The sequence below is a fragment of the Mucilaginibacter calamicampi genome (genome assembly GCF_042676765.1).
GTDB classification, from domain to species: Bacteria; Bacteroidota; Bacteroidia; order Sphingobacteriales; family Sphingobacteriaceae; genus Mucilaginibacter; species Mucilaginibacter calamicampi.
Window position 1 is genome coordinate 45,096 of record NZ_JBHTHU010000010.1, and the last position, 18,676, is coordinate 63,771.

Genomic DNA, 18,676 nt, shown 5'->3' on the forward strand with positions numbered 1-18,676 from the left:
TAACGATTTTGTTAGTGCATGCTATCCTGTATAGAGAATATAGCTTCCAGATGCCTTTTAAAAACCAGGATGCCTTTACGGGCTGTTGCCTTGATCTCCTTGTCAAAGCAATTTTTTTGCGCCTGCTCAAAAATAGTGATGGCCCTTTTATGATCAAGCTCTATATATTCAATGTAAGCCCGGTCAAAATCCTTCCCGTTCATGTTATTTAGTCCGTCTATTTTCTGTTTGGCCTCATTGCTTAACGAGTCTGGCAGTGGTATTCTTTTGGTTTTTGATAGTTTATCCAATTTGGCCAAACCCTTAGTATAGTCTTTAACCATTATGCGCCCGAAATTTTTTATGCGTTTGTCGGTTCCCTTGGCCATTGCCAGCTTACCGGCCGCTATCTCTGCATTAACAATATCGTTTACCGTAACAATAAAATCCGCGTCAACCTTTTCAACCACCATTAGTGGCTTCTTAACAACCGGGGTGCTTTCCTCAGGAGTATCCTGGTTACAGCTTATTAAAATGCAAATGCCTATAAGGGCAAGCACACACTTTATTCTTCTCATAACGTTTATAGGTTCTTTTTTGTACAGCAGGGGCTATAGGGATGCTGCAAAAATTAAATGTAAGCTTTATACTTGAACTATTCCGCTTCTATAAAGTTTTCTTATTTTTGAGGACATTAAATTTACGAAGATGAACTTTCCGGCTGAATTAAAATACACCAAAGACCACGAGTGGGTAAGAGTTGAAGGTACCGATGCTTACATTGGCATTACTGAGTTTGCACAGCGTGAGTTAGGAGATATCGTTTACGTTGATATTCCCTCTGTTGGCAAAGAGGTTGCTGCTGAAGAAGTTTTTGGCACGGTAGAAGCGGTTAAAACTGTGTCTGACCTGTTTATGCCATTAACCGGCACCGTTAAAGAGGTAAATGCCGCGCTTGACAGCCAGCCCGAACTGGTAAACAGCGACCCATACGGCGAAGGCTGGATGGTGAAAGTTAGTTTAAATGATAGCGCTAACGTAGATAGCTTACTATCTGCCGACGCTTATAAAACGCTTATAGGCGAATAAAGCATGCGTGCAATAATAAAAAATCAGAGGCTCACCCTGTGGTGGGCCTTATTTGTTTTTATAATTTGTAATATTCAAATTGGCGCGGTTGGTAAATCAAGCCTGTTTTTTCCGGGTTTTGACAAGCTGGCGCATTGCGGCCTGTTCTTTGTATTTGTAGTATTTTGCACCAATGGATTTATACGGCAGAATTTAAATAAACGTTTAACGTATAAAAACGCGCTTTTTATTACGCTGATAGGTATAGGCTATGGCGGTTTGATAGAGTTGGTTCAACTTACCTTATTTTCATGGCGCACCGGAGATTGGGACGATCTGTTTGCAGATACAGTGGGCGCATGTATGGCTACATTTAGTATATTAATAACTATTAATGCTACAAACAATGGTAAAAAGTAGATTTATTATAGTGGGTTTAGTACTGCTGTTAAGCGTATCTGCATGCGGCATCTTTAAAAAGGATTGCGGCTGCCCGAAATTTGGAAAAGTGAAAACGCCTGTGTTAACCCCCGCGTAAATTTATTAAAGTAAACCTATTTCAGGACAATAGCGTGGGACAAAAAATTAACATTTTGCAATTGCTTAAATATCAAATCATTACTTAAAATTTACAGCTAATTTTCCTGACTTATAAGTTGTCTCACTTTGTCCCAGTCGTAAACCACAAACTGCTAATTTCCAACTGTTTACAGAAAAATCTGTCCCACCTTGTCCCACTTTGTCTCATACCCACATGGGACAAACTCAAGCTACCCACACCGCATCCATAAACCACTGTTTGCTGTCAAGCAACTCCTTAACCGGTGTAAAGCCGGCCTGGCGCGCCATCTGCTCTGTTTGGGCAATGGTAAACTTCTGCGAGATCTCCATATAAATGTATTCATCCTTAGCAAAGCTGATGCTCTCATCGCCTATGTGCACGGTCTGATCGCTTAGGCTTACCAAATAGCTCTTGCAGGCACCAGTCTCCGGGTCGTAGGTAGCGTAATGGTCAAACTGATCCAGATCAAAATCGCCGTTTAGTTCCCTGTTTATTCTTTCCAGCAAGTTCAGGTTAAATCTTTTTGTGATGCCTTCCTTATCGTTATAAGCAGCCAGTACTGTCTTAGGCGCTTTTTTAAGGTCTATGCCGATCAATAACAAATCTCCGGGCGACAAGTGGCTGTTAAGTTGCTTAATAAACCCTATAGCTTCGGTAACAGGCATGTTGCCCACATTAGAGCCCAGGAACATTACCACCTTGCGCCGCGTGGATAGCGTAGCCGCTTTTTTAAGCATATCAAAATACTCGCCGTTAAGGCCGGTTACATTAAGGCCGGGCAGGGTTAGCGGCAGGGTATTATTTAAATAAGCTATCACGTTTTCTGATATGTCGATCGGCAGGTAGTTGAAATCGGTATTTTGCTCTAACAGATACCGCAGCAAATAGGTTGATTTCATGGCATCGCCCGCGCCCAATTCTATCAGATCAAAAGGGCCGCCATCACCGGCAATTGCTTGCGCCAGCTCAGCGGTTTTTTGCGAAAAGATCTCCAGTTCGCAATTGGTTGGATAATACTCCTCGCAACTCATCAGTTCCTGAAAGATCTTATCGCCCTTAGCGTCATAAAAATATTTGGAGCTCAGCCGTTTGGGATGATTGGTAAGCCCGTTTATTACATCTGCATAAAACTGGCTGTTTTTTACGTTGGACACTTCAGCCATTATAGTATGTATAGATTGATCCATAGGTGTTACATTATTATTTGGCCAGGCGGATTCCCGTGAACTGCCAGCGTAGGTTAGTTTGAAAAAAGTTGCGATACGTAGCTCTGCTATGTCCCGGCGAGGTAACCTCGGATGCCCCGCGGAGTACCTTCTGGTTCACCATAAACTTGCCATTGTATTCGCCAATGGCCCCGGGCGCTTTGGCAAATCCGGGATAAGGCAGGTAGGAACTCTCGGTCCACTCCCAGCTTTTTCCCCATTTAAACTGATCAGCAGCAGCCTCCCATTCAAATTCAGTAGGCAGGCGCATCCCTTTCCACGCTGCATACGCGTAGGCCTCAAAAAAGCTGATGTGGCAAACGGGCTCTTTTATATTAAGCGGCTCTAACCCGCGGAAGGTATAATTATGCCATTCGCCATCAATTAAATGCCAGTACAGCGGGGCTTCAGTTTTATTGTTCTTTACCCAGTCCCAACCTTCGGCATGCCAGTGGCGAAAGTCGTGATACCCATCAGCATTAATAAATTCAAGGTATTCGGCATTAGATACCAGGTCAGGGCTTATCTGGTAGTTGCTTAGATATACTTTGTGGCGATTTAACTCATTATCAAAGCAAAAACCATCGCCGTTAAAACCTATCTCGTAAACATCCTCGGGCATGCTGATGAAATCACTGTTAACTTTTTCAGCTTTGGGTGATATATAGTTTTTGTTGTAAGCCGGAAACAGCGGATTATGCCCTAAAATGTATTTGATATCAGTATATAATAATTCCTGGTGCTGTTCCTCGTGGTTAAATCCAAGCGTAAGTAACTCCTTTACATCAGCAGATGGTTCATGGCAGAGGAAGTTAACCATAGCTTCGTCCACATATTCGCGGTAACGGTAAATGTCACTAACAGTAGGTCGGCTTAAATTACCTCTGTCTGTACGGATCACCCTGTTGCCAACAGTTTCATAATAGCTATTGAACACGTAATTAAACTCCGGGCTATACTCCTGGTACCCCATAAAATAAGGCTTCAGGATGAAAGTCTCAAAAAACCAGGTGGTATGGCCCAAATGCCATTTAGGCGGGCTTACATCACCTATCGGCTGCACCACATAGTCTTCGGTTTGCAGGTGACTGCAGATAGTTTCTGTTAGTTTACGTGTTTTAAGGTAGCGGTCTGTTAAGTTCATTATTTCTTGTCCAGATAATGTTTCAGATCTGATATTGTTTTAACGCCTAACTCTGTTGCTTGTTTTTGGCGCATCATTAAAGCATAGGCATTATTAAACCCGATAGGTTGTAACCACTTTATGTTATAACGTTTTGCAAATTCATTTTTTACATAAGTATATGTTTTATCCTTGTCGCCACCCAAACCATCAACTTGCGCTTTCGGTGCCTGTAAAATCGTTAAAAGACCCGTACCTGTATACTCGGGATAAAAGTCTATCTGGTTGTTGGTAAGCGCGTCAAAACATATTTTAGTGCCGCCCAGGCCCGTTTTTGTTGCAACGGAATAATCGGTGTATCCTTCTATCAACATAGCGTACATATTGGCTAAAATGTATTGCTCTCCAAATATTTTTGAGCCGATGCGAATCTGCCCCGCATTACCTTTCCGTGCCGGCCGCCATAATTTATGTTCAGTTAAAAAATCTTTTGCTACCCGCTCGGGGCTTTGGTGAAGATAGTCGGTACGGTAATTTAAATCCGTCATCAGGCTATCATTTATTTTGCCGGAGAGTAAATTTAATGTTTGCTCAAGGCCGGGAAATTGGGCTAACGCCTCCTGTCTTACAACCGGCGCTGCATAATATGGCGGAAATATTTTCTTGTCATCAACCAGCGTAACCAGATCAAATGCCTTCAAGCGGCCATCGGTTGAGTAGCCGCTTATTACATCCAGTTCTTTCTCAAAAGCTGCTTTGTACATTACAGCATCGCTTATAACAATGGTATTAATTGTTAACCCGTAACGGCTTTGCAAACCCAGATTACCATCCTGCCTGCCCATAAACTCAGGAGTAAAACCCGCGGTTAGTTTGCCGCCATAGGCTACGGGCAAAAAGTAAAACGATGACAATAAGAGCACCACAACCGGCGCAGCAACAGTTACCGCCTTAACTTTTTTTAAGTTGAAATTTTGCAGTAACGAAAGCAGCAGATCAAACACAATTGCCAATAAAGCTGCGGGAATTGCTCCCGCCAAAATCATGTTGGTATTGTTAAGCGATATGCCCCCAAATATAAATTCGCCCAAGCCCCCGGCTGCTATATAAGAAGCAAGTGTAGCAACACCTACATTAATTACCGTAGCAGTGCGGATACCTGCCAATATTACGGGCATAGCCAGCGGCAACTCAACCTTGGTTAATATCTGCGCTCTGCCCATACCCATGGCTACTGCCGCTTCGCGTACATCAGCATTTACACCTACTATTCCGGTATAGGAGTTACGGATTATAGGCAGCAGGGCGTATAAAAAAAGCGCGACTATTGCGGGTTTGGCGCCAATGCCCAACACCGGAATTAAAAATCCCAGCAAAGCAATACTTGGGATAGTTTGCATTACCCCTGCAAAGCCCAACACAGCACCCGCAAATTGCTTTTTCCGGCTGATGAAAATGCCCAAGGGTAAACCTATTACTATTGCTATGATGAGCGAAATAAACGTAAGGCCAATATGCTGCAGTGTTTGGGCCAGCAGCTTATCAGACTGCTCCTGCATAAATTGCCATAATGTTTGCCGGGCCTCATTCATGGCTGTAAGATTTTTTATGCTGGTAAAACACGCTCATCAAATCGTTAAATCCCAGTTTGCCAATCTCACTATGCTCCTTATCCAATATCGATATATATTCAGCATTTGTGTATTTCAACCGCTCCAGTAAAAACCATACATTCGCATCACTTGGCAAAGTAATACCGTCCAATTCAAAAGTTCCCCCTTCGGGATGCGGAGGGGGCTTAATTGCTTTAAACTCCAGCAATAAGCGTTGATCCTTTAAAAAAGTACTTGCAAATTCATTAACAGGTTTAAATAACAAATCGGCAGGAGAACCTAACTGCACTATCTTGCCTTTATCCATCAGGCAAACGCGGTCGCCCAGCTCAAAGGCTTCCTGCACATCATGGGTAACCATAATGATGGTTTTACGCTTTAATTCATCAAGCGCTTTAAACTCCGCCTGTATTTTTGATCTTGTTACGGTATCTAACGCACCAAAAGGCTCATCCATTAACAACACAGGCGGATCAGCAACCAAAGCACGGGCCAGTCCAACTCTTTGCTGCTGCCCGCCACTCAATTCATTTGGATATGCGTTTAAGTATTTTTTGTCCAGGTGGAGCTTTGCCAATAATTCACGCGTGCGGTTCTCTGTCTTCTTCTTATCCGATTTAAGCAGTTGTGGTACTATAGCGATGTTTTGCGCTACGGTATAATGCGGAAATAAGCCCGTATTTTGTAATACGTAACCTATTCCCCTTCGTAACTCCTCAGGTTTTCTATTCAGGATGTTTTGGCTATTTATAAATATGTTGCCGGAAGTTGGCTCAATAAGGCGGTTAATCATTTTAAGAAGCGTGGTTTTGCCACAGCCACTGGTACCTAACAGCACAAGTGTTTCCTGTTCCTTTACTTCAAAAGATATATTATCAACGGCTTTTACTTTGCTGAACGACTTACTTAAATTTTCAATTTTTATCACAGCAGTTTACTCCGGTATGGTCATAAACAAATTATTCAGCGACTCCGAATACAGCGGATGCGCGAACACACAGTATCTGATCCTGTCGTATGTGATATTGCCCTCCATGGCCATTTGCAGTACCGACATGATCTCGCCACCTTCCTGGCCCAACACCGCTGCACCCAATATTTTTTTTGTTTTAGCGTCTACCACGGCTTTCATAAATCCGCGTGTATCGCCAACTTCGGCTGCACGCGCCACGCGCGACATAGGCAGTCGAGCTATTATCACATCCAGCGCCTGTTTTTTAGCGTCCGCTTCGCTGATACCTATCCGGCCTAATTGAGGATCTGTAAACATGCAATAAGGCAGCGGTCTGTCTTTAGTAGTATACTTAGTTCCTTCAATAAGATTACGGTACACAATGGTATAATCGTTGTAAGCGATATGCGTAAACGCACCGCCGCCATTCACATCACCTAAAGCGTAAATACCCGGCACGTTGGTTTCTAATTTAGCATTTACAGTTACATATCCTTTTTCATCTACCTTAACGCCGGTTTTTTCCAGGCCGAGCGATTGCGTTCTGGGAACACGGCCAACTGCCAGCAAAACATCAGAACATTTTACTTTCTTTTCTACTTCGGCATTTTTAACTGTAGCTGCTATTTTCCCGCCAACCTTCTGCTTAAACTTTATAATTTCTGATCCGGTTTGGATGTCAATATTCTCCAACCTAAGTATTTTCTGCATCTCTAACGAAATATCCTCGTCTTCTTTGCTCAGCAAGCGCTGCGATCTTTCAATCACCGTTACCTTGCTCCCAAATCGCCTAAACATTTGCGCAAACTCCAACCCAATATAGTTGCCGCCAAGTACCAGCAAATGCTCCGGTACTTTATCCAATTCCAGTATGCTTGTTGATGTAAGGTAATTAATATTAGATAAACCTTCAATGTGAGGAATAAAGGTTTCTGTACCGGTATTAATAAATATCCAATCGCCTTTAATATGCTTAACACCCAGGCCATTTAATTTAACAGAGATTGTTTTATGCCCTGTAAAAACGGCTTCGCCATGCAAAAGATCCAACCCCTGCGTTGCTGTCAAGCCTTTCTCAATTCCTTTACGCGCATTAAGCACTATATCGTCCTTACGTTTCTTTATAAGCGAAAAATCAACCTTGTAAGTTTTTATTTTAACGCCCAAATGCGCGCTATTAGCAGCAACCCATGCCGCTTTGGCTGATGCTACCCAGGTTTTAGTAGGTGTGCAGCCATCGTTTACACAGGTGCCGCCAACCCAGCGTTTTTCAATCAACGCTACTTTTTTGCCTGCTTTGGCCAACTTTTTAGCCAGTGGCACACCTGCTTGCCCGGCACCAATAATTATAGCATCATAGTGTTTAAGCTTCATAAATACGATTGATAAGATATTGTATTAAAGGTAGTTTATACTTTGATAGGTTTATAATGCCTGAACGATGATTTTGTTTTACAAAGGCTGCTTATTGGCTTGCCGAAAAAAACTAAATATTTTTTTAAAAGAATATTTTAAAATTATGGATAAAGGTATATCTTTGCAATCCCAAAATAAGGGAAATACCTTTTAAAAAAGGCCCGTTCGTCTAGGGGTTAGGACATCAGATTTTCATTCTGGCAACAGGGGTTCGATTCCCCTACGGGCTACTAGGTAAAAAAAGGCCTTTCAGAGATTCTGAAAGGCCTTTTTTGATTCGACATTCGCGCCCTCCGTTACTAAAGCGGGACAAGTCTTAAATGTCGAATTGTCTCAGTGAGGTACAATACTTTAAAGTATTTGTTTTTGCTGTTTCTGATTGCTGATCTACAAGCAGTAGTTTAATAACCCAAAGAAAATAAGTTAGTTCTTGACTGAGTGGAAGATCATTGGTATGATCAAATTATATCAATGTGATCTTCCATACGTCTCTTAATGCCCTTTTAGCAGCATTGTAGCCGCACATGCCATGTACCCCGCCTCCGGGCGGGGTGGATGATGAGCAGATATACAACCCTTTTGCCGACGTTCTATAGGGGGACAACCTCAGTGCCGGTCGCGTAAATAATTGACCGATATCAATAATACCGCCGTTAATATCGCCACCAATGTAATTGGGATTATGTTCCTGCAGTTGCGCAGTATTAAAGGTGTGCTTTGCAAGAATGCGCTCTTTAAAGCCGGGGGCGAAACGCTCTATTTGGTTCTCAATGATGGCCGTCATGTCTTTCATCGAGCCGTTTGGCACGTGGCAATACGCCCAGGCCACATGCTTACCTGCCGGAGCGCGGCTATAATCAAATAAGCTTTGCTGTGCTAAAAGCACGTAAGGTTTATCCGAGTGTTTTCCACTTGCAGATGCCTGTTCTCCCGCTTTTATTTCTTCCAGTGTGCCGCCAATATGTACAGTTCCGGCTTTGCGGCAGGTTTCGGCCGTAAAGGGAATAGGGGCATCCAATGCCCAATCCACCTTAAATACACCATCGCCGTACCGATAACGCTCCAGTTGCCATTTATATATGGATGAGAATTTATGCCCAGCAATTTGCAGCAGTTGTTTGGGTGTTATATCAAACATTACCACGCGAGCGGATGGCAACTGCCGCAAGGCGCTTATATAGGTGCCGGTTTGTATGTGCCCGCCCAGAGATTTAAAATAACCACCTAAAGCGTCCGCAATACTTTGCGAGCCCCCTTTCGGTATTACCCAGCCCTCCAGATGAGCGTTAGCCATTAGCACCAGTGCTATAGCCGATGTGGCTACGTTGGTAAGTGGTTGTATAGCATGCGCCGCCATACCCGCAAATAGCGCGCGCGCCGCAGTAGTTTTAAATTTTTTAGCCAGCAGTGTAGATGGCTGTATGGCGGATAAGCCAAAAGAAGCCAGCTTAAATGGATGTTTTGGAAATGTTAATGGCCCTAAAACATCAGGTGCGAGTAGAGGCCAATCTCTAACAATGGGTTTTATCAAATCGATATACGCAGGCCCGTCAATACCCAACGACTTTGCTGTTTGCTCAACTGAACGCGTGAGAATGGCGGCTGTACCATCGTCTAACGGGTGGGCAGCATCCACTTCGGGTTGCAGCCATTCCAATCCATAGCGATGAAGGGGGAGCGTTTTAAAAAAAGGCGAGCACGCAGCCATTGGGTGTATGGCCGAACATATATCATGCTTAAATCCGGGTAATGTTAGTTCGGCGGTGCGCATGCCGCCTCCTATTACATCTTTACCTTCAATAAGCAAAACCTGTAGCCCTTGCTGCTGCAACAGGATAGCCGCTGCCAGGCCGTTGGGCCCGGAGCCAACAACCACTGCATCATAATCGTGCTGTTCTCGATGCATTATTTAAAAAGAACGTAGGCTATAGCCAATGTTACCAGGATATTGAATCCCTGCGCGGTTAAAAAAGCGTAGATAGGTCGGCGGCTGTCTTTATTGACTAGATCGCGGAAGTTTGTTTCCAGTCCTATGCTCGTAAAGGCCAGCGCAAACCACAGACCCTGCAGGTTTTTAAGCGGACCCTTTACGGCTGTCGAAGCATTAGCAGATGTAAAGAAGGAAAACAACAGCGACGCGGCAACAAACCCGATAACAAACTTTGGAAAACGCTCCCAAATCACCTTCAAAGTAGGCTTTGTATCGGCGTCTTTGGCTGATGGATGTTTGGTATAGGTCCAGTAAACAGAGATGGCAAAAGCCGCTACCCCTAATAAAACGTTCTGCGAAAATTTAACGATAGAGCTGATTTTCAGTGCGGTTTCACCAACTAAACTACCTGATGCAACTACAGCGCCGGTAGTATCAATGCTACCTCCCAACCATGCGCCTGTAACCTCCTGCGACAAACCCAGCAGTTTAGCTATGTAAGGCATAAACACCATCATAGGCACGGCGGTTATCAGCACCAATGATATAACAAGCGACAGCTTTTTAGAATCGCCTTTGATAGCGCCCGATGTAGCAATAGCCGCCGATACGCCGCAGATAGAAACCGCGCTTGAGAGCATCATGGATAACTCCGGGTCAATTTTAAGTTTACGGCACAGCCAAAACGAAAAATACCATACCGATAATACCACCACCAGCGCCTGTATCAAACCCAGCGAACCCGCTTTTAAAATGTCGGCAAATATGATGGAGGTGCCTAATAGCACTAAACCTATTTTTACATAAAACTCCGACGCCAATGCTTCTTTAAACCAGGTTGGCAGCTTAAAGAAATTGCCGATGAGCAAACCTATCCCAAGACTGAAGATAACCGCTTCAAGGTTCAATGCTTTCATTTGGCTGCTGCCTGCAATTATGAGTGCTATGATTGTAAGGATGTAAACCGCCGGGAACGCCTTTACAACACCGGCTACAGATTTACCTGTTAAAAGAGCGCCCAGTACAGCAATAATAACTACATAAGCGAACTGAAAAACTATTTTAAGCAGGTTATCTGCTGTTAATACCTTGCCTGTCAGATCGGCTGTTGAGGACCACCCATACTCGGGCGCAGCCAGTAAGAAGCCCCCTAATGAAACGCCTATAATGATGAAACCTAATATAACAACTACCCAATCTTCGGGTAATAAACTTTTGCTCATGGCTTAATGGTTAATAAGTAAATATAATGTTTTAAGGGATGTAGCTGATTTGCTTATCGCGACCTTCTTTAAGCGGATAATGCTGATGTGCACGATCTAAAACTACGTAAATAGAATCTTTAAACTCGTTGGTGCCCCAAAGTATAACACGGTCCTTCGTTGGCCGGGAGTAGTGCAGCACCTGTTTTTCATCGCGGTTTGACCTGTTTTTGTTTTGCAGATTTAAAATATGATTTACAGTATCAGCCTTGTAGTAATAATATTGCCTGCCGCCTAAACCCGAGAGCTCCCAGGTAATGTTAAGATCGCGCGGGTTCTTTTTACGGTTCTTCCGTTTTTTAGTATCGCCAAAACGGCGCACGTCGCCTCTGATATCAAAATACCACTTACCATCGTACACCTCATCGTTACGCGGATAACTGCCTGCGGCAAACATCTCTATCTGTTGCGGACGGTCATAAACTTTAAAACTCAATGACGACCATTCTTCAAAAGCCGCATCTTGCCAGCGCTTTTTATCAAAAGGCGAATAGGGTATTACTTTGCCGTTCAATTTAAATTCGGTTACCTTATAATAACCTTTTGATCCTGCCAGTCCCGGTGTGTTTGGCAGTTTGTAGAAATCGTTATGGGTATAACCGTAAACCTCAAGGGCGAAGAAAAGTATCACATATATAAAGTTGAAGGTCCATTTTACGGCTAAGCGCGCGTATTTCTGCCAGCGTATTTTAAACTGCGGGTAATAGTGAACAATGCGGGTATTGGTTTGATTCACTATCAAATTCCAGACGCCCGGAACGTCATACCATAAAACAAATACCGAAAGCAGCGCCAAACCTGCACTTGGCACCTGTTCACCAATATCATAGGCGTGGTTGGCAATAGCGATATTACCAAAAACTATAAAAGTTATAACAGCGCCCAAAGCAGTAGTCCTGCGGAACAACAATAAAAAGCCGCCTATAAACTCGGCGAAGCCTAAAAAAAACTCATACTTAGTTGCTACACCTATGGCTTCCCAGTAAAGGCGTTTGGCAAAAAAATCAATGAACTCCGTGTTATACAGCCCCTCGTTACCTGCCGGCATCTGCATTATAAATATCTTTTTATAGCCCCATGCTATAGCGGCATATGCCACACGGTACTTTACTATTGTGCGCACCCAATAATAGAGTTTGTTATAATCGCGTGCCCTCTTGTCTAATGCCGCCCATATGGCTGCGCCTACCAGGGCGATCAGCAATATAAACGGCCAGTTCACATAGCTTTCGTAGCCAAAGAAACCTCCTTCGGAGAAAATATTGATGAACTGCGGATTAAAAAATGCTACGGATTCATTGATCTCACGATAGGTTAGGTTCGGGTAGTCAATGTTCCATATGTATTGGTAGAATCCAAGATCAAGTGGTATAGCGAACAATCCAAAAAATATGCACGCTATGCGAAAGGACATTTTTTCAATGTTGGTCCATTCGTTAAATTCGTAAGTAGCCGGAGAAACTTGCTTTAGCTTCTTCTCTCTTACAACTTCCTGCTCAGTAATTACATCAGCCATGTTTTGTGATTTTTAATGTTAATGATGATGTTATAGTTTTAATGGTTTTCTGCGCCCTATTAGCAGCAAGTGCCTTTGGTCGTTCTGTCTGTTAAGCACTGCATATACAGAGTCTTTCCGCTCATTCAGGCCTTTTACAACTATGGTAGAATCATTAAGCTGCGTGTACCTTAATGAATAGGTTTCGTCTGTATAATGCTTGTTCTTGTTTTGCAGGTTAATGGTTTTTGCGGCAGTATCTGCGTTGTAGGCATAATACCTGCGACCTGCCACACCAGCAGATTCAAAATTGCGCTCAAGGTCCTTGTCAGTATATACGTCTCCGGTAGATATATCCAATTTTAAAGGCTTAGCCATTTTTATGCTGATGGTGGCCCATTTCTCAAAAACCACGTTCTGCCAGCGGTTGCTGTCTGTAGTTGTATATGGGATATCCTGCCCGTTCAAACGGAACTCCTTTACATCATAAAAGCCATAAGTGCCTTTTAAACCGGGAGTAGTTGGATATTTATAGGGTCCGTTTGCATAATTGGCGTAAGTGCTGAATCCCAATACCGCGACAAAAACTACAAACCCAACGCGAAGCGCCAAACGGATCTTCCTGAGATTGGTCGCCTTAAAAACAGGATCGAACTTAGCGGCAATGGTGTATTTTTCCGCTATCAACAAATTGTAAAGACGCGGCACATCATAAGCAAAAAGGAAGGATGCTATCACCACCAGATATCCTGCATAAACCTGCTCGCCGGCATCGTAGCCTAAATTGGCAGCAAAGGCGTTGCCTGTAAAACCCAATATAATGGCCGTACCAAAGGTTGTGGTGCGCCTTACCAACAGCAAGGCGCCGGCCAGTATCTCAATAAAGCCAAGAAACATCTCGTAATACTGCGTTACGCCAATAGTATGGAAGTAGATCTTCCAGGTATGAAAGTCGCCGTAATTGGTGTGCAGGTTACTGAGCGAAGGGTAAGGCATCTGCAAAGGGAACAGCTTTATTAAGCCGTAAGCTATTATACCCACAGCCAGCCTGTAGCGTAATATTACGCGCAGCCAGTAATGCAGGTTGTCGTAATCATCATCCTGCTGCCGGGCAAAGCTCCAAACCGCAGCGCCTATCAACGCTATGCTTGCGGCTATGAGCCAATTGGTAAAGCCTGTCGCCCCAAAAAACTGTGGGGAATATTTTGACAAGCTGAATAGCTGATAAAAATGCGGGCCCAGCCAGTTAATACTGAACAGTTGTTGATAGAACTTCCAATCAAGCGGTACGGCTTGTATTACAAAATAGATGAAAAAGAAGCGCAGCGCCGCTTTTTCATAGTCCTTCCATGCAGAAGGTTTTTTGTTAGACACATTAAAAAAGCTCATGGTTTTACGTGTTAGTGTTTACTTAATAGCCCGGGTTTTGATCCAGGTTCTTACTATCCAATTGTATCTGGGTTACGGGTATGGGAAACAGCAGCTCATACGATTCCACCTTGATGTTAGGATCAATGGCTTCTAACACGGCTTTGGCCCGCCCGGTACGTGCGAGGTCAAACCAGCGGTGTGCCTCCCAGGCAAACTCTATTCTGTTTTCGTTTTCAATGGCTAATAAAAGATCAGATTGTGTTGCTGCTAATGATAGTGGAACACCTGCCCGGTCTCGTACTTTGTTAAGATCGGCCAATGAGCCAATTAAGGATGCCGATGTGTTAAGTTGCGCCCTCGCCTCGGCGCGTATCAGGTACATTTCGGCAATACGGAAGATATAGGCCGGGTCCGTTGAGTTTTTGCGGTAGTATAAATTACCAAACCACAGCGTGGTACCCGATTGTACCACCTTGCCAATAAGCGCGCTCCTGCCGCCTGATACCAGCGGATCATTCAGCAACTGCACAAATTTGTCAGTAGGTGCATAACGGTAAGTACCACCGTTGGTTGGGTGCTGCATTTGCTGCCTTATGGTGCTTTGGTTAACCGCGCTGTACTCCAGTTCGAATATCGATTCTCGACTTGCCACTACGTCATTTGCAAACCATGCGCTGAATGGTTTTACCAGTTCGTAATCATTAAGCGCTATTAGTTTTGATGCATATTCTTCAGCTTTATCCCATTGCTTGCGGTATACGTACAAGCGGGCCTTTAATGCCCAAACGGTACGTTTTGTGGCGCGTATGCGGTTGAGGCCATCAGGTAGTACAGATTCTGCTTCGTTCAGGTCTTTTTCTACCTGGTCATAGGTCTGATCAAGCGTGCTTCTTTTTACCTGCGGGATGTTATCAATCGAAGTTGTAGGCTTAAGCACTATTTGCGCTCCGCCCCATGCACGGGCTATATCAAAATAAGCCAGCGCACGGATAAATTTGGCTTCGCCAATAACCTGGTTTTTTGCTGCATCGGTAAATGTAGGGTCTTGTACCGCAGGTACGCGGGTTATTACGTTATTGGCGCGATTGATAGTAAGGTAAATGGCAACCCACGAGGTGTTAAAGTTTACATCGTCGGCACGGAAGTTAACGGTTACCAAATTGGCTGCTCCACCTGTCGTTAGGTTTTTAACATCACCCGTTGGGAAGAAACCGAGCGTTACATAGTTTTCGCCATAGTAGCCTGATGAACCCAATTGACGATAAGCGCCACGCAGCGCCGTCTGACTTGATGTCGCATCAAATATCGGGTCGGCATCAGATACGAAGTTGGCCGGCGTTGGGTCGAGGTGTTTTTTGCATGAGGACAAAGTCGCCGTAGCAATGATTGATAGAAAAATATATCTTAAGATCTTCATGTCAGTAAAAATTAAAGTGTCAGGTTAATACCAAACTGAAAGGCACGGGGCTGGGGAGGTACACCGTAGTCGTAGCCCTGTATGTTGTCCTGCCCGATGTTTGATTCAGGATCGGCACCTTTGTAGTTGGTGAATAACAGCAAGTTATTGCCGCTGGCAAATACCCTTAGCTTTTGAATTTTCAGTTTGTTGGTAAAGCTGCCCGGGAAGGTATAACCCAGATTAAGCGAACGTAATCTCACAAATGATCCATCCTCTAAAAAGCGGCTATTCTCTTGCCGTGCATAGTTAGCATCGGTTAAGCGGGGTACGTCTGTTATCTGTCCCGATGTGGTCCATCTGTCCAACTGCGTTGCAAGTAACACGCGGTTAGCATCAAGGGTACCACCGGTTTCGCCCAGCATACGGTTGTGGTTCCAAACCTTGTTACCGAACGAGAAAGTGAAGAACACATTCAGGTCAATGTTTTTATAACTAAAGCTGTTGGTAAAACCGCCAAAATATTTTGGCCATATACTGCCAATTATCTGGCGGTCATCTGCGGTGATCTTACCGTCTTTGTTGTAGTCTTCAAAAACCGCGTCGCCAGTCTTTGGATCGACATACAACTGTTTGTACAGCCAGTAAGAGTAAAGCGGTTTGCCTTGTTGTATGCGGATCAGGTCGCGCCCCGCGAATGGAATGTCGGCGTTTATCTTGTCAACATTATTGGTATTCTGGCTGATGTTGAACTCGGTTCGCCAGCTAAAGTCAGTTGTTTTAACGTTAAGGGATGTTATAGCCAGCTCAAAACCTTTATTGCTTATCTGCGCGAAGTTGTTAAAGTAAGTGTTGTAACCCGATATTGCAGGTAGCGGGATCTTCAGCAGCAGATCGCTTGTTTTTTTGTTATAGTAGTTTAGTTCAATGCCCAGTCGCTCGTTGAATAGACCAATGTCAATACCCGTACTGAACTGTGTAGTGCGTTCCCATTTTAAGTTAGGGTTAGCCAGCTGATAAGGCGCGGTGCCGGGGTTTTCTGTGCTACCTGCGCCATCTGCATAACCATAGCCACCTGTCCATAAACCTTGCGATGCAAAATCATCAATACCTTCCTGGTTACCTACACTGCCATAGCTTGCGCGCAGTTTAAGATTACTTATGGCTGTTATATTTTTAACAAATTTCTCTTCGCTTAAACGCCATGATACACCTACGCCCGGAAAGTACCCCCATTTTTTGGCAAATTTTGACGATCCATCAGCCCTTGCAGTTAGCTCCAGATAATACTTCTTGGCATAGTCATAACCTACCCGGGCGAAATAAGAAGACAGCGCACTGCGTGAATTGCTTTGATAAGCGGTTTGCAATGCTGCGTCTTTGATCTGGGTGTAAGAATCATTAGGGAAGTTGGTGCCGGTTGCTGTAAGGTTCTTTACATAGGTACTTTGGATAGTATTACCCACCAACAGGTTAATGCTGTGCTGCGCAATTTTGGTGTTGTAGGTAAGGGTTTGCTCGTTGATAAGCGTTGCCAGTGATGTTACGCTTTGTGTACCACGGCCACCGGCATTACCTAAAATGGTATTCTTTTGCCAGTATTCGCCTTCGTCGTAGTTATTATAGTCAACAGCGAAACTGCTGTGAAATTTGAGGTTCTTTAAAATGTCAACGTCAACATAGGTGTTGCCTATGTAATGCAAACTGGTTGACCATAAATTAACCCTGCTGGTAAGCGTGGCAATGTTGTCAAAATTCACCCATTTAAGTGGCGTACCTTTATCGTCGAAAATTGGCAAATAAGTAGGTATATTAAGCGATGCCTGTAACAGCGTGCCATTACCACCATTGGCCGGGCGGGCCTGGTCTCGGTAGCTTCTGCTTAAAGTATTGCTGGTACCTATGCTAACATGACTGTTTATTTTATGGTCGAGGTTTATTTTGAGGCTCTGGCGTTCAAAACCCATTGGTTTCCAGATGGATTCCTGTTTGGTATAACCACCACCCAGGTAAAACCGTGTTTTATCTGATCCTCCGCTGATAGCCAGATTGTAATCACTAAGGTAAGCTGTGCGGTTAAGGTAGCTCATCCTGTCGTAGGTAGGTTGCTCCGATGGTAACCCGCGCCCCGCTACGCCGCTTATAATTGTATTCCTATCCCTGAATGGTTCGGGCTTACCCATATTGCGGCTATACTCGTTCACCAATGTAGCGTGTTCCGAACCTGTTGTGGTTTTCCAAACCCTGTCGGCAGGGGCATTGGCAAAGCCGCCTGTGGCGTTAAACTCAATTTTGGTGCGCTGCCCGTAAGCACCTTTTTTGGTAGTTACTATAACAACGCCATTAGCTCCGCGCGAACCATAAATAGCTATTGCCGACGCATCTTTCAATATCTCGATGCTTTGAATATCGGCCGGGTTAATATCAGCCATGGGTGAGGTTGACCTGTCCTGAGCAATGCCTTGTAAAGATTTGCTGTTCACAAACACGCCGTCAACCACATATAATGGGCTGTTGCTGGCATTTATTGATGTAGCGCCGCGCACACGTATATACAGGTCAGAACCGGGTACACCTATATTGGAGTTAATTTGTACACCGGCTGCCTTTCCTTGTATCTGTGCATCAAAACTTGCCTCGGGAATGGTCCTGGTTGAGGATGGATCAATTTTGGTTACTGCGCTCACCACGTCTCTGCGCTGCTGTGTGCCATAGCCCACAACCACCACGTCATTTAACTGGCTTTGAGATTCTTCCAGTCCGATTTCTATCGGATCGCCAGTGGCTACAACTTCTGTAGTTTTATAGCTGATATAGGAAACTACCAGCGTATAAGGGAATTTCTGCCCGGTAACAAAACTGAATTTGCCATCGGCATCTGTTATAACCAAGTGGGTTGTGCCCTTTATGGCTACGGTAGCGCCCGGCAGCGACTGCTTTGTCTTAACGTCGAAAACCTTTCCGGTGAGCTTAGAGTTGATTATGGGGACCGTTTGCGCAGAAACAGTTAAACTGTGTAGCAACAATAAAAGGGTAATAATTATTAAAGCAACAGCTTTAAAATAGAGTGAGCATAACTGCTCCGCTTTAACGGCTGCATGCACAGCCGCATAATTTTGCCGGGACCGCTTATAGCGCAGCCCTGCAATATCATTTTTTTGCATACTTTTACGATGTTTAATTATACGTATCTGATTCAGGCGCAACCGTCAAATTGATAGCCTGTTTCAGGGTTTGATTATTCAGGGAGGGGCCTCGCGCACCTCCTTTTTTTATATAAGGATTTTATGATTAGGCGTCTAAA

Annotated in this window: 14 protein-coding genes and 1 tRNA gene; 3 read left to right on the plus strand and 12 right to left on the minus strand. The window is 44.2% G+C overall.

The window, feature by feature from the left end:
* Nucleotides 1–11: 11 nt before the first annotated feature.
* Nucleotides 12–557, minus strand: a complete 546-nt coding sequence (locus ACFQZS_RS13120) for a DUF4142 domain-containing protein (RefSeq protein WP_377100939.1) — start codon at nt 555–557, stop codon at nt 12–14.
* 130 nt (nt 558–687) lie between these two features.
* Between ACFQZS_RS13120 and gcvH the strand changes: the two genes are divergently transcribed.
* Both gcvH and ACFQZS_RS13130 read left to right on the plus strand, forming a co-directional pair.
* Nucleotides 688–1,068: a glycine cleavage system protein GcvH gene (gene gcvH, locus ACFQZS_RS13125; RefSeq protein ID WP_377100941.1), complete on the plus strand. Its 381-nt coding sequence runs from the start codon at nt 688–690 to the stop codon at nt 1,066–1,068.
* 3 nt (nt 1,069–1,071) lie between these two features.
* Nucleotides 1,072–1,467: a VanZ family protein gene (locus ACFQZS_RS13130; RefSeq protein WP_377100943.1), complete on the plus strand. Its 396-nt coding sequence runs from the start codon at nt 1,072–1,074 to the stop codon at nt 1,465–1,467.
* A 345-nt stretch (nt 1,468–1,812) separates the two neighbouring features.
* Here ACFQZS_RS13130 and egtD read toward each other — a convergent pair whose 3' ends face one another.
* Genes egtD through ACFQZS_RS13155 form a run of 5 tightly spaced genes read right to left on the minus strand, consistent with a single transcriptional unit; the run spans nt 1,813 to nt 7,876 of the window.
* Nucleotides 1,813–2,796, minus strand: coding sequence for an L-histidine N(alpha)-methyltransferase (egtD, locus tag ACFQZS_RS13135; RefSeq protein WP_377100945.1), 984 nt, complete (start codon nt 2,794–2,796; stop codon nt 1,813–1,815).
* A gap of 13 nt (nt 2,797–2,809) precedes the next feature.
* Nucleotides 2,810–3,958 carry an ergothioneine biosynthesis protein EgtB gene (gene egtB, locus ACFQZS_RS13140; RefSeq protein WP_377100947.1) on the minus strand — a complete coding sequence of 383 codons (1,149 nt, stop codon included), beginning with the start codon at nt 3,956–3,958 and terminating at the stop codon, nt 2,810–2,812.
* Nucleotides 3,958–5,529 (minus strand): ABC transporter permease/substrate-binding protein, encoded by a 1,572-nt coding sequence (locus ACFQZS_RS13145; RefSeq protein ID WP_377100949.1) that lies wholly within the window; start codon nt 5,527–5,529, stop codon nt 3,958–3,960. The genes egtB and ACFQZS_RS13145 overlap by 1 nt, the downstream gene beginning before the upstream one ends.
* Entirely contained in the window at nt 5,522–6,478 is a 957-nt protein-coding gene (locus ACFQZS_RS13150; protein WP_377100951.1) for an ABC transporter ATP-binding protein, read from the minus strand. The genes ACFQZS_RS13145 and ACFQZS_RS13150 overlap by 8 nt, the downstream gene beginning before the upstream one ends.
* A gap of 6 nt (nt 6,479–6,484) precedes the next feature.
* Nucleotides 6,485–7,876, minus strand: a complete 1,392-nt coding sequence (locus tag ACFQZS_RS13155) for a mercuric reductase (protein WP_377100953.1) — start codon at nt 7,874–7,876, stop codon at nt 6,485–6,487.
* Between the two features lie 200 nt (nt 7,877–8,076).
* Between ACFQZS_RS13155 and ACFQZS_RS13160 the strand changes: the two genes are divergently transcribed.
* Nucleotides 8,077–8,148 (plus strand) — tRNA-Glu (locus ACFQZS_RS13160).
* A gap of 233 nt (nt 8,149–8,381) precedes the next feature.
* On the opposite strand, the gene ACFQZS_RS13165 is transcribed toward ACFQZS_RS13160, so the two are convergent.
* From ACFQZS_RS13165 to ACFQZS_RS13190, 6 genes are read right to left on the minus strand one after another with little or no spacing between them, the layout of a single operon-like run.
* On the minus strand, nt 8,382–9,824 hold the full coding sequence (locus tag ACFQZS_RS13165) for a phytoene desaturase family protein (RefSeq protein ID WP_377100955.1): 1,443 nt from the start codon (nt 9,822–9,824) through the stop codon (nt 8,382–8,384).
* Nucleotides 9,824–11,071, minus strand: coding sequence for a YeiH family protein (locus ACFQZS_RS13170; RefSeq protein ID WP_377100957.1), 1,248 nt, complete (start codon nt 11,069–11,071; stop codon nt 9,824–9,826). The genes ACFQZS_RS13165 and ACFQZS_RS13170 overlap by 1 nt, the downstream gene beginning before the upstream one ends.
* A gap of 31 nt (nt 11,072–11,102) precedes the next feature.
* Nucleotides 11,103–12,626 carry a hypothetical protein gene (locus ACFQZS_RS13175; RefSeq protein WP_377100958.1) on the minus strand — a complete coding sequence of 508 codons (1,524 nt, stop codon included), beginning with the start codon at nt 12,624–12,626 and terminating at the stop codon, nt 11,103–11,105.
* Between the two features lie 30 nt (nt 12,627–12,656).
* A complete protein-coding gene (locus ACFQZS_RS13180) occupies nt 12,657–13,994 on the minus strand; it encodes a DoxX family protein (RefSeq protein WP_377100960.1) in 1,338 nt (445 codons plus the stop codon).
* Nucleotides 13,995–14,016: 22 nt separating this feature from the next.
* Nucleotides 14,017–15,393, minus strand: a complete 1,377-nt coding sequence (locus ACFQZS_RS13185; protein ID WP_377100962.1) for a RagB/SusD family nutrient uptake outer membrane protein — start codon at nt 15,391–15,393, stop codon at nt 14,017–14,019.
* Between the two features lie 11 nt (nt 15,394–15,404).
* On the minus strand, nt 15,405–18,536 hold the full coding sequence (locus tag ACFQZS_RS13190) for a SusC/RagA family TonB-linked outer membrane protein (RefSeq protein ID WP_377100964.1): 3,132 nt from the start codon (nt 18,534–18,536) through the stop codon (nt 15,405–15,407).
* Between the last annotated feature and the right edge of the window lie 140 nt (nt 18,537–18,676).

Coding starts and splice junctions, on each gene's coding strand:
- ACFQZS_RS13120 (WP_377100939.1), bottom strand. CDS start 557: ATGAGAAGAATAAAGTGTGTGCTTGCCCTTATAGGCATTTGCATTTTA.
- gcvH (WP_377100941.1), top strand. CDS start 688: ATGAACTTTCCGGCTGAATTAAAATACACCAAAGACCACGAGTGGGTA.
- ACFQZS_RS13130 (WP_377100943.1), top strand. CDS start 1,072: ATGCGTGCAATAATAAAAAATCAGAGGCTCACCCTGTGGTGGGCCTTA.
- egtD (WP_377100945.1), bottom strand. CDS start 2,796: ATGGATCAATCTATACATACTATAATGGCTGAAGTGTCCAACGTAAAA.
- egtB (WP_377100947.1), bottom strand. CDS start 3,958: ATGAACTTAACAGACCGCTACCTTAAAACACGTAAACTAACAGAAACT.
- ACFQZS_RS13145 (WP_377100949.1), bottom strand. CDS start 5,529: ATGAATGAGGCCCGGCAAACATTATGGCAATTTATGCAGGAGCAGTCT.
- ACFQZS_RS13155 (WP_377100953.1), bottom strand. CDS start 7,876: ATGAAGCTTAAACACTATGATGCTATAATTATTGGTGCCGGGCAAGCA.
- ACFQZS_RS13165 (WP_377100955.1), bottom strand. CDS start 9,824: ATGCATCGAGAACAGCACGATTATGATGCAGTGGTTGTTGGCTCCGGG.
- ACFQZS_RS13170 (WP_377100957.1), bottom strand. CDS start 11,071: ATGAGCAAAAGTTTATTACCCGAAGATTGGGTAGTTGTTATATTAGGT.
- ACFQZS_RS13175 (WP_377100958.1), bottom strand. CDS start 12,626: ATGGCTGATGTAATTACTGAGCAGGAAGTTGTAAGAGAGAAGAAGCTA.
- ACFQZS_RS13180 (WP_377100960.1), bottom strand. CDS start 13,994: ATGAGCTTTTTTAATGTGTCTAACAAAAAACCTTCTGCATGGAAGGAC.
- ACFQZS_RS13185 (WP_377100962.1), bottom strand. CDS start 15,393: ATGAAGATCTTAAGATATATTTTTCTATCAATCATTGCTACGGCGACT.
- ACFQZS_RS13190 (WP_377100964.1), bottom strand. CDS start 18,536: ATGCAAAAAAATGATATTGCAGGGCTGCGCTATAAGCGGTCCCGGCAA.